The 9,625-nt window shown below is 66.0% G+C and carries 10 protein-coding genes and 1 pseudogene; 4 read left to right on the top strand and 7 right to left on the bottom strand.

Annotated features, from left to right (window positions below; genetic code table 11):
• A pseudogene (locus GWG54_RS20100) lies at positions 1 to 377 on the top strand (MBL fold metallo-hydrolase); the annotation flags it as partial.
• Between the two features lie 135 nt (positions 378 to 512).
• Here the strand turns inward: GWG54_RS20100 and GWG54_RS20095 are convergent.
• The gene (locus tag GWG54_RS20095) at positions 513 to 758 is read right to left on the bottom strand and encodes a glutathione S-transferase N-terminal domain-containing protein (protein ID WP_167939418.1); all 246 of its coding nucleotides are present in this window, start codon (positions 756 to 758) and stop codon (positions 513 to 515) included.
• A gap of 60 nt (positions 759 to 818) precedes the next feature.
• The gene (locus GWG54_RS20090; protein WP_167939417.1) at positions 819 to 2,264 is read right to left on the bottom strand and encodes an NCS2 family permease; all 1,446 of its coding nucleotides are present in this window, start codon (positions 2,262 to 2,264) and stop codon (positions 819 to 821) included.
• A 160-nt stretch (positions 2,265 to 2,424) separates the two neighbouring features.
• Here GWG54_RS20090 and GWG54_RS20085 point away from each other — a divergent pair, with 160 nt between their 5' ends.
• Complete coding sequence (locus GWG54_RS20085) at positions 2,425 to 3,087, top strand: TrkA family potassium uptake protein (protein WP_167939416.1); 663 nt, start codon at positions 2,425 to 2,427, stop codon at positions 3,085 to 3,087.
• A gap of 131 nt (positions 3,088 to 3,218) precedes the next feature.
• On the opposite strand, the gene GWG54_RS20080 is transcribed toward GWG54_RS20085, so the two are convergent.
• The 3 genes from GWG54_RS20080 to GWG54_RS20070 are packed head-to-tail and all read right to left on the bottom strand — an operon-like array spanning position 3,219 to position 6,141.
• Positions 3,219 to 4,259, bottom strand: coding sequence for a DNA methyltransferase (locus GWG54_RS20080; RefSeq protein ID WP_167939415.1), 1,041 nt, complete (start codon positions 4,257 to 4,259; stop codon positions 3,219 to 3,221).
• Between the two features lie 53 nt (positions 4,260 to 4,312).
• Entirely contained in the window at positions 4,313 to 4,588 is a 276-nt protein-coding gene (locus GWG54_RS20075) for a TRAM domain-containing protein (RefSeq protein WP_167939414.1), read from the bottom strand.
• A complete protein-coding gene (locus tag GWG54_RS20070; RefSeq protein ID WP_167939413.1) occupies positions 4,585 to 6,141 on the bottom strand; it encodes a Na+/H+ antiporter NhaC family protein in 1,557 nt (518 codons plus the stop codon). The genes GWG54_RS20075 and GWG54_RS20070 overlap by 4 nt, the downstream gene beginning before the upstream one ends.
• Before the next feature lie 109 nt (positions 6,142 to 6,250).
• Between GWG54_RS20070 and GWG54_RS20065 the strand changes: the two genes are divergently transcribed.
• Together GWG54_RS20065 and GWG54_RS20060 are read left to right on the top strand one after the other, a co-directional pair.
• Positions 6,251 to 7,243 (top strand): calcium/sodium antiporter, encoded by a 993-nt coding sequence (locus tag GWG54_RS20065; protein WP_167939412.1) that lies wholly within the window; start codon positions 6,251 to 6,253, stop codon positions 7,241 to 7,243.
• A gap of 65 nt (positions 7,244 to 7,308) precedes the next feature.
• Positions 7,309 to 8,313, top strand: coding sequence for a glutathione S-transferase family protein (locus GWG54_RS20060; RefSeq protein WP_167939411.1), 1,005 nt, complete (start codon positions 7,309 to 7,311; stop codon positions 8,311 to 8,313).
• Positions 8,314 to 8,317: 4 nt separating this feature from the next.
• On the opposite strand, the gene GWG54_RS20055 is transcribed toward GWG54_RS20060, so the two are convergent.
• Entirely contained in the window at positions 8,318 to 8,545 is a 228-nt protein-coding gene (locus tag GWG54_RS20055) for a hypothetical protein (RefSeq protein ID WP_167939410.1), read from the bottom strand.
• A 46-nt stretch (positions 8,546 to 8,591) separates the two neighbouring features.
• Complete coding sequence (locus tag GWG54_RS20050; RefSeq protein ID WP_167939409.1) at positions 8,592 to 9,392, bottom strand: NAD(P)-dependent oxidoreductase; 801 nt, start codon at positions 9,390 to 9,392, stop codon at positions 8,592 to 8,594.
• Between the last annotated feature and the right edge of the window lie 233 nt (positions 9,393 to 9,625).

Raw genomic sequence — 9,625 nt, 5'->3', positions numbered from 1 at the left:
CGCCCGGGCCCGGCCGCCCCGATCACGAGGACGGCGACGAGGACGCGATCCGAGAGGCCTCGGGTCGGCTATTCGACAGCCCCGCTCGGCTAACCGAACTCGAGGGCGATCGGGTCGTCCTGCCCGGCCACTTCAGCGACGAGCCGATCCGACCGCTGGCGACCGGCCTCGAGGAGCTCCGCGAGGAGACCACGAACGAGCTGCTGGGCTACGTCGAGGAGGGCGACGAGGAGGCGTTCGTCGAGACGATCGTCGAGAGCCTGGCCGACGAGCCGGCGAACTACAACGAGATCAAGCAGATCAACTGGGGGAAGAGCCAGCCCGGCGACGACGTCGAGGAATTGGAGTTGGGACCGAACAACTGCGCGGCGAACTGACGCGGTCGAACGGTATCGACGGCCGGTAGCCACCCCTCGCTTTCGTTCCTCGCATAAGTGTGGTCGACACCCTCGAGACGGCGCCCGAACCGATATGACGAAGAAGACGGTTCGACCTCGATACGGTACGGATCGTTACGCGTACGTTTCCTCGAGGTAGTCGACGATATCGTCGCTCTCGTGCATTCCCTCGACGCCCCGGGACTCGTCGGTAATCACCGGGACCCCGGTCTGGCCGCTGACGCGTTCGACCTCGGTGCGTTCCTCGTGAGAGCGGGGCACCTCGATCACGTCGTAGTCGAGCTCGAGCTCGTCGAGTTTCGTTCGGACCTTCGCACAGAACGGACACCCTGGCAGCTCGTACAGCGTGATATCGGACACGCACGGGAGTAGCGGCGGCGGCCGTATGAGCGCACCGGTCGGCCCCGCGGTTGCCGGAACCTAGAACGCGAGCATCCCTGCGTCGGTCGCGAAGTACGCTCCGAAGTAGAGCACGAACGCGACCGCGAGCGCCCACTGGCCGGGCGAGACGTCCTCACGCTCGCCCGTCGACGTCTTGATCAGCGGGTAGCTCATGATCCCGGCGGCGAGGCCGTTCGCGATCGAGGCCGTCAGCGGCATGATCGTGATCGTCAGGCCGGCCGAGATCGACCAGGCGGGATCCTGCCAGTCGATGTCGGTGACGCCCTGAAGCATGATGATCCCGACGACGACCAGCGCCAGGTACGTCGCGTACTGCGGGATCGCCGCCATCAGGGGAACGATCAGCAGCGACAGAGTGAACAGCCCGGCGACGACGAAGGCAGTGAATCCGGTTCGGCCGCCCTCCTCGAGCCCCGCGGAGGACTCGATGAACGTCGTCACGGTCGAGGTGCCGATCATCGCGCCGACGGTGGTGCCGACCGCGTCGGCCATCAGCGGCTTCTCCATCTCGGGGAGGTTCCCCTCCTCGTCGAGGAAGCCGCCGATCTGGGAGACGCCGATCAGTGTCCCCGCCGTGTCGAAGAAGTCGACGAAGAAGAACGTAAAGACGACGAGCGCGAAGACGAGCGGGTCCTCGGTGACCATGCCGAGTCCGTCGACGAACCCGTAGACGAGGGGCGTGAAGTCGTACTGAACGGCGGCGAGCAACTCGAGGACGCCGCCGAGCCCCTCGTTCGTGAACAGCTCGTACTCGTTTTCGGGCGCGAGCGACCCGGGTGCGACGACGCCGGCCAGGGTGAGCAGCCAGCCGGCGACGGCCGTCGAGACGATGCCCGCGACGATCGCTCCCCGGACCCCCCGGGCGTGGAGCGCGAAGGTCACCGCGAGACCGACGATCGAGAGCGCGGCGACGGGACTCGTCGCGACGTTGCCGAGGTACACTAGCGTCTCGGGGTCGGCGACGACCAGCTGCATCTCCTGTAAGCCCAGAAAGAGCAGGTAGACGCCGATACCCGCCCCGACGGCGAACTTGACGGGTTCGGGGAACAGTTCGATGACGTACCGGCGCGCGCCGACGGCCGTCAGCGCGATGAAGACGATCCCCTCGACGAACACCGCCGCGAGGGCGACCTCCCACGGGACGCCGAGCCCGATGACGACGGTAAACGCGAAGAAGGCGTTCAGCCCCATTCCGGGGGCGAGTCCGAACGGCCTGTTCGCCCAGAACGCCATCACCAGCGTCCCGACGATCGACGCGAGGATCGTCGCGACCGCGATCATCTGGAAGACCTCCCCGCTGCCGTACCCCTCGATCTCGATCGCCTCGCTCAGGATCGCCGGGTTGACGACGATGATGTACGACATCGCCAGAAACGTCGTCAGACCCGAGATCGCCTCCGTCTCGAGGTCGGTATCGTACTCGTCGAATCCGAAGTACTCCGCGATCCGTTCGGAAACCCCCATGTTGGATGCTCGAGCATACCCATACCGTTCAGTTAAACGTTCCCGTCTTCGATGGCCGATAGATATGCAAACATGTGGATAAATAGTGCGCGACTCGGCGGAGCTCCGCCGCGAGCGATCGAACGAACGTATTTGTCCCCCGAGCACGTATCCGGCCACCATGCGATTTGTCATCGTGGGATACGGACGGGTCGGCTCGCACGTGGCGCGAATACTCGTCGAAGAGGGCCACGAACTCGTCGTCGTCGACGACGACCCCGACCGAACCGACCGCGCCGCGACCGACGGGTTCGACACCGTAACGGGCGACGGCGCCGACGAGGACGTGTTGCTCGAAGCGGGGATCGACGAGGCGGACGCGGTCGGGGCCTTCACCCCGGATCTCAACGTCAACTTCGCGGCCTGTATGGTCGGCAACCACCACGACTGTCGGACCGTGTTGCGGATCGACGAGGACTACCGGGAGGACATCTACGAGAAGTACGCCGAGGACGTCGACGACATCATCTACCCGGAACGTCTCGGCGCGGCGGGCGCGAAGACGGCCATGCTCGGGGGCGATTTCAACGTCGTCACCGACCTCGCCGCGAACCTCCAGCTGACCGTCCTCGAGATCCGGGAGGGGTCTCCCGCCGTCGGCAAGCGGATGAGCGAACTCGACCTGCCGGAGTCGGCGCGGATCTACGCCCACGGCCGCGCCCGCGAGGCGCTGACGATTCCGCTCCCGGGGACCGAACTCGAGGTCGGTGACGAAGTCGCCGTCGTCGCCGAAACCGAACGCGTCGACGAGCTCCGGGCGGCGCTGCTGCCGGCGTCGGCCTGAGCGAAAAAACGGCGGCGCAGAGAGCCGTGGACGCGCTCGAGATGGGATGGGGTATCTATCGGCGCGTCCGTCGTATCCGACAACGGTTTCGCCAATAAAACCACGTCAGACGGGCGGCTGACGCGGTCGAACTATCGATCCTCGAGCCGGAAGACGAGTACGTTCTGGTGGACCATCGAGGGGACAAAGGAGAACGGGTAGCCGTAGACGTGGAGGTCCTTCGTCGGGTCGTACCAGACGAGATTCGCCGCGAGAGTCAGCGGCGCGGCCGACTCGATCGCCCGCGCCAGCTCCGCCGAGAGGAACTCGTAGGACTGATCACGGTACATATCGCCGATGAAGACGACGACGTGTCCCGCCGGGGAGACGGCCTCGGCGAACCGCTCGAACTTCCCGGCCATGTCCTCGAGCCACTCCGCTTTGGTTCGGGCCGGACCCGCGGTCTCCGAACTCCCCTCGGCCGTCCCGTCGTCGCTCGCGTCGAACGCGCCGAGTTTACTCTCGCGGGTCTCGTGTTCGTTTCGGGTCTGCTCGAGTTCGTCCATGCGCCAGTAGGGGACGTCGGTCAACAGCAACTCGACGCCGTCGGCGGGAACGTCCTCGATCAGGTCCGCGCAGTCGCCGTGGCGCATGTCCTGGCTCGAGAGGGGCGCCTCGCCGCGGGCCCGACGGTCCTCGTTCTCGCGCTCGAGGACCGTCGCGTAGAGGTCGACCCAGCGCTCGTTGCGTTCGAAGCCGATCGCCTCCCGGCGTCCGGTCCCCTCGTGTTCGCAGAGACTCGCCCCGAGCAAGGTGCCGCCGACGCCGGCGAACGGATCCAGCACCGTGTCCCCGGCCTTGCTGAACCGCCCGATCAGGTCCGCACAGAGCCGCGGGGGTTTCTGTCCGCCGTGTTCGCTTCGCAGGTCGTGTTGGACGTCCGGGGGGTAGCCCTCGTCGATGACCGACTTCGTGGCGTACTTCCACTCCCTGCCGGTGAGGTCGTTGACGCGGTTTCGCTCGTCGTAGACGCCCCGCCCCTCGACGTAGCGCTGGTGGTCGGCGAGCTCGTCGGTGTCGATCACCTCGCCGTCCTCGATCGGGAGCGCCTCCTCCTGTGCGCGCTCGACGTCGAACGCGCCGTCGTCGTCGGTTACGAGCCGGCTCTGTCGGTGTCGGTCCCCGTCGGCCATAGCACGTCCTCGAGTGCTCGCTCGGGTAACTTAAAAGCGCGTTCCGCGGGCGGTCAGCTGGTGTAGGAGCTCTCGCCGACGACCTCGAGGAACTCGCCGCGGCCGGTCGACGACGACTCGTCGAACTCGGTCACACGGACGCGGACGCGTTTTTCGACCGTCTCCGGCCCCGCCCCCTCGACGATCAGGTGCGTGTCGCCGACGTAGACGTGACCCTCGGTCGTGCTGTTCGACTCCGCGACGAAGACCTCGATCACGTCGCCCTTCTCGAGCGACGGGGTCGTGTCGCGGAACCGCCATCCCTTGAAGTACTTCCCTAGCAGGCTCATACCCGTGCCACCTCCTCGCTCTCGCGGTCGATAATGTACTCGCGGCCGAATCCGGTGAGCGCCGCGATCACGAAGACGGCGACCAGCAGCCACCCCTGAAAGACGAACGGGACGACGTCGATCGGCGTCACGAGCATGTCCGCGGTGAACCAGTCGTACTCGCCGGGCAGTTCCTGCATCGCCGAGTAACCCGCGAGGACCCCGCCCGACCACGGGAAGATGTAGCCCAGCGCGGCCGTCTGGCCGTCCAGGATGTTCGCCCGTCGGTACCCGTTCAGGTTGAACCGTTCGCCGATCTTCGAGATGTAGGGACCGATCGCGACCTCGGCGGCCGTGTTGATCGTGATGACGGCGTTGATAAGCGCCGCGGAGCCGACCATGGTGAGTTCGGCGTTGCGGACGTTCGTCGCGAGGTTGTCGATCGACCAGTCGAGAATCGCCTGGAACGCGCCGCCGCGGATCATGATCTGGGCCGCGGCGATGATCAACAGGACGAGGATCGCCAGCTCGAAAAAGCCCGCCGCGCCGTTGATCAGGCTCCCGCCGACGCCGACCGCGTCGGGATCCTCGACGACGGTGAGGATCGGGAGGAACTCGAGGGACTCGCCCAGCGGGGCGTCGGTGGGCGCGTTGAACATGACGATGTCGCCCAGCGAGAGCAGTCCCAGCGCGAGGCCGGAGACCGCGGCGACGACGATCCCCCACGAGATGGCCTCGACGATGTGACGGCCGGCGACGGCCGTCCCGATCACGACGCCCATCGAGAGCAGGTGAATCAGTCCGATCGGTTCGCTCTCGGCGATCAGGATCTGGCGGGCGTTGCCGCCGATCCCGAGACCGCCCATAAACTGGCCGGCGACGAGGTAGCCGGCGAGCGCCACGACCGCGGCGACGATCACGTACTTGAATCGGGAGGCGACGACTCCGCCGATATCGGAATCCTGCGTGACGGCGCTGACGATCGTCGTGTCGCTGACCGGTGCGAGGTTGTCGCCGAAGATCGACCCCGAGAGGATCGCCCCGAACAGGAGGACCGGGTTCGCACCGAGCAACAGTCCCGCCGGGAAAAACAGCGTGACGAACGCGATCGCGGAACCATACCCCGTCCCGATCCCGGTGGTAAACAACGCCGAGAGGACGAACGTGACCGCTGGGAACAGCGCCGCGCCGATCCCGCTGGCGTCGGCCAGCCAGACCAGTCCGTCGACGAAACCCCCGTCCTGGAGTAGCTGGGCGAACATTCCGGCCCAGATCCAGGCGACGATCGCCGTCACCGCGACGGGCTGGGTCATCCCCTCGAAGATCGTGTTCGCGTACGTCTTCCAGTCTCCGCGGACGAAGAACATCCCGAAGATCAGGCCGAGCAGGATCCCCACGACCAGCCCGCCCTCGTCGGAGATCCGCCAGAACGCTGTCTGGAGAATCGCCCAGACGATGAAAAAGACGATCGGGAACGCGCTCATTCCCCGACCCCCGTAGAACGAAATTCGCGGCTCGTCGTCGTCAGTCCCCTGAACGAACGACTCGCTCGACCCGCCGTTGTCAGTGCTCATCGTAACACACGACAGTACTTCCGAACTGTGCGAGATAAATGTTACCGACTGATAGCCGAACCAGCCCTCTCGCTGTAAGCTTTTGTGGTTCTTTCACGATGGGGATACCGTGTCGACGCTCATCGGACCCGCCCTCGTCCTCGTGGCCGCGACCGTCGGACTCTGGTTCGGCGCGCGATGGCTCGTCGATTCCGCCTCGAGTCTCGCGGGCGCGGCCGGCGTCTCCCCGCTCGTGATCGGACTCACGGTCGTCGCGTTCGGGACCTCCGCACCGGAGCTGGCCGTCTCGACCGTCGCCGCGCTCGAGGGCACCGGCGACGTCGCCGTGGGCAACGTCGTCGGCTCGAACGTGTTCAATCTCGGCGTCGTTCTGGGGACCGTCGCGCTGTTGCGACCGTTTCGAGTCTCCCAGACGCTCGTTCGGCGGGACGCGATCGCGATGGCCGTGGCGACCGCGATCGCAACGGTAATTCTCGCGAACCGCGTCGTCTCGCGACCCGAAGGGGCGTTACTAATCGCCCTCCTCGTCGGCTACACGGTCGGACTCGCGATCGACGCACACCGACAACGGACGATCGAGACTCCGTCCGCGGACGACGGCGATGGGTTCGAGACGGCGTGCGATCGCACGCCGCTCGATCCGTCCGAACCGCCGGTTCGATTCGGGCTCGAGATCGGCCGACTCCTCGTGGGGCTCGCCCTGGTCGTCGGTGGCGGACGCGCGCTCGTGGGCGCGGCGACGACGATCGGACTCGCGGTCGGGATCTCGGAGTGGACCATCGGCGTGACGGTCGTCGCCGCGGGGACCTCGCTCCCGGAACTCGTAACGTCGGTCGTCGCGGTGCGTCGCGAGGCGGTCGCCATCGCCGCCGGCAACGTTGTCGGCTCCAACGTCTTCAATCTCCTGGGCGTGTTAGGCGTCTCGGCGACGATTCGTCCCACGGTAGTCGATCCCGCCGTTCCGGCGAGCCTCGTCTGGCTGGGCGTGATAACCGCCGCTGCGACCGTCGTGCTGGCGACGGGGAGGCGTTTGACGCGACTCGAGGGACTGGTCCTCCTCGCGTTCGCGATCTGTTACTGGGCCGCGAGCGCGGTGGCCTGAGGCGGGGTTCGGGTGACGTCGGTGTTAGCGCGGGCCTTTGTAGCCTCCGGCACGTACGTCGAGACATGAACACGCTCGTCGACGGCGAGTGGCGCACCGACGTGTACGAGACGACCAGCGACGACGGCTCCTTCGAGCGCCAGGAGACGACGTTTCGCGACCGGATTCGGAACGACCCCGACGCCAAGTTCCAGCCCGAGGACGGGCGGTACCACCTCTACGTCTCCTATGCCTGCCCGTGGGCCCACCGGACGCTCGTAACGCGGGCGCTGAAGGGACTCGAGGACGCGATCTCGGTCTCGGTCGTCGATCCGTACCGCGACGAGGACGGCTGGCAGTTCACGCCCGAGAAGGACGGCTGCACGCGCGATCACGTCCACGACGCCGACTACCTGCGGGAGCTGTACGTCCGTGCGGATCCCGACGTTACCGCCCGCGTGACGGTCCCGGTGCTATGGGACAAACGGGAGGACACCATCGTCAACAACGAGTCCAGAGAGATCATGCGGATGCTCGACACCGAGTTCGACGAGTACGGCTCGCGAGACGTCGATCTCTATCCTGACGGATACCGGGAGGAGATCGACCGCATCATCGACTCCATCTACGAACCGATCAACAACGGCGTCTATCGGGCAGGCTTCGCGACCGAGCAGGACCCCTACGACGCGGCGATCGACGACCTCTTCTCCGCGCTCGAGCACTGGAACGACGTCCTCGCGGAGCAACGGTACCTCGCCGGCGATCGCCTGACCGAGGCGGATATCGCGATGTTCACGACGCTCGTCCGATTCGACAACGTCTATCACACACACTTTATGTGCAACGTCAGGCAGATCCGTGACTACGAGAACCTCTGGCCGTACCTGCGAGACCTGTACCAGACGCCGGGTGTCGCCGATACCGTCCGTATGGACCACATCAAGGAACACTACTACACGACTCACCCCGACGTGACCCCACACCGGATCGTCGCCCGCGGCCCGGATCTCGCGTTCGACGCTCCACACGACCGGGACGAGCATCCGGGGTCGCCGCCGGCCGATCTCGAGGCCGCGCGCGCCGACTAGCTCGTTAGGAGCCGCTCGGGGGGCGCTCCGACTCGCGACCGCGACGCCACTGTTCGAAACTGTGCTCCTCCTCGTTCTCGGCGAACAGCACCCGCCAGATGAGCCAGGCGAGCGCCAGCACTGGCACTGCCGGCAGGAGAACGAGAACGATGAGTAACGCGACGATATACCCGAACAGCGACATCTGACTGTTCGGTCCGTAGCCCGTCGACTCGGACACCTTGATCGACATACGTCGGAGTATACCCGTTCTAGTATTCGGTCTTTCGGTCGAGCGATCAGCCCGTCTCGAGCCCGTCGCGCGAGTCCCCACCGTCGTCCAGAACCGCCGCCGCGTCGTCCTGCGGTCGGTAGTCGAGTTCGAGCATCGTCTCCGTCAACGAGAGGAACCGCTCGCTGTTTCGAGAGATCCCGTGTGCGGTCATCGGCGTCTCCGACAGCGATCGCACCGCTGCCGCGCGGACGACGCGCTGGCAGTCACCGGGACTGAGCCACATCGCACGAGCGTACCGCTCGCCGGCTCCGTCGCGGTTCGCGACCGTCTCCCTGAGTTCGTCGTGGGTCAGCAACCACCCGATTCGAAGGTTGACCACGTCCAGCCCGTGTCGGTTCGCGTAGTACTGACCCATCGCCTCCCCGAAGACCTTCGTGACCCCGTAGTAGGTATCGGGATCGGGCCGCTCGTTCGGCCGAACGACGGTCGGTTGACCGCTGGTCGATTCCGGCCGCGTCGGCGAGACGGTGTTTCCCATGTTGACCGCGTGGTTCGAACTCGGGAACACGACCCGCTTCAGGCCGTGTTCGACCGCGGCCGCGTACACGTTGTAGACCCCCTCGACGTTCGGTCCGGAAACCGCGTCCCACTCCGCACGAGGATCCGGATTCGCCGCGAGGTGGATCGCGACGTCCTGTCCCTCGAGCGCGTCGGCTACCGCGTCTCGGTCGGCGATCTCGATCGGCGTCGTCTCGAGATCCTCGGACTCGCTGTGAGAGAACAACGTCAGATCGGCGTCCGAGAACGCCTCGATCGCCTGTCTTCCGACGCTTCCGGACGCGCCAGTGATCGCGATGTTCGTCATACCGCCCGTAACTCGGCCGGGTTGAAATAGGAGGGGCCAGCGCGTTCCAGCCCGATCCGCTCCTGACCGGCGCGAGGTGTGCCCTCGAGCGCCGAAGGCGACGCGGACTCGTAGTAAATACGGAAAGCCCACACAGCGGGTGCTGTGCGGGCTGTAACTGCGTATGAGTGGTGGGCGGCGAATCGGTGTTTCCAGAGGGTCTCCCACTCCAGTACTTGCCGAAACGCAGGCGA

The organism is Natronococcus sp. JC468 (assembly GCF_012163165.1).
Classification (GTDB): Archaea; Halobacteriota; Halobacteria; order Halobacteriales; family Natrialbaceae; genus Natronococcus; species Natronococcus jeotgali.
This window is presented reverse-complemented; position numbering and strand designations above follow the sequence as displayed.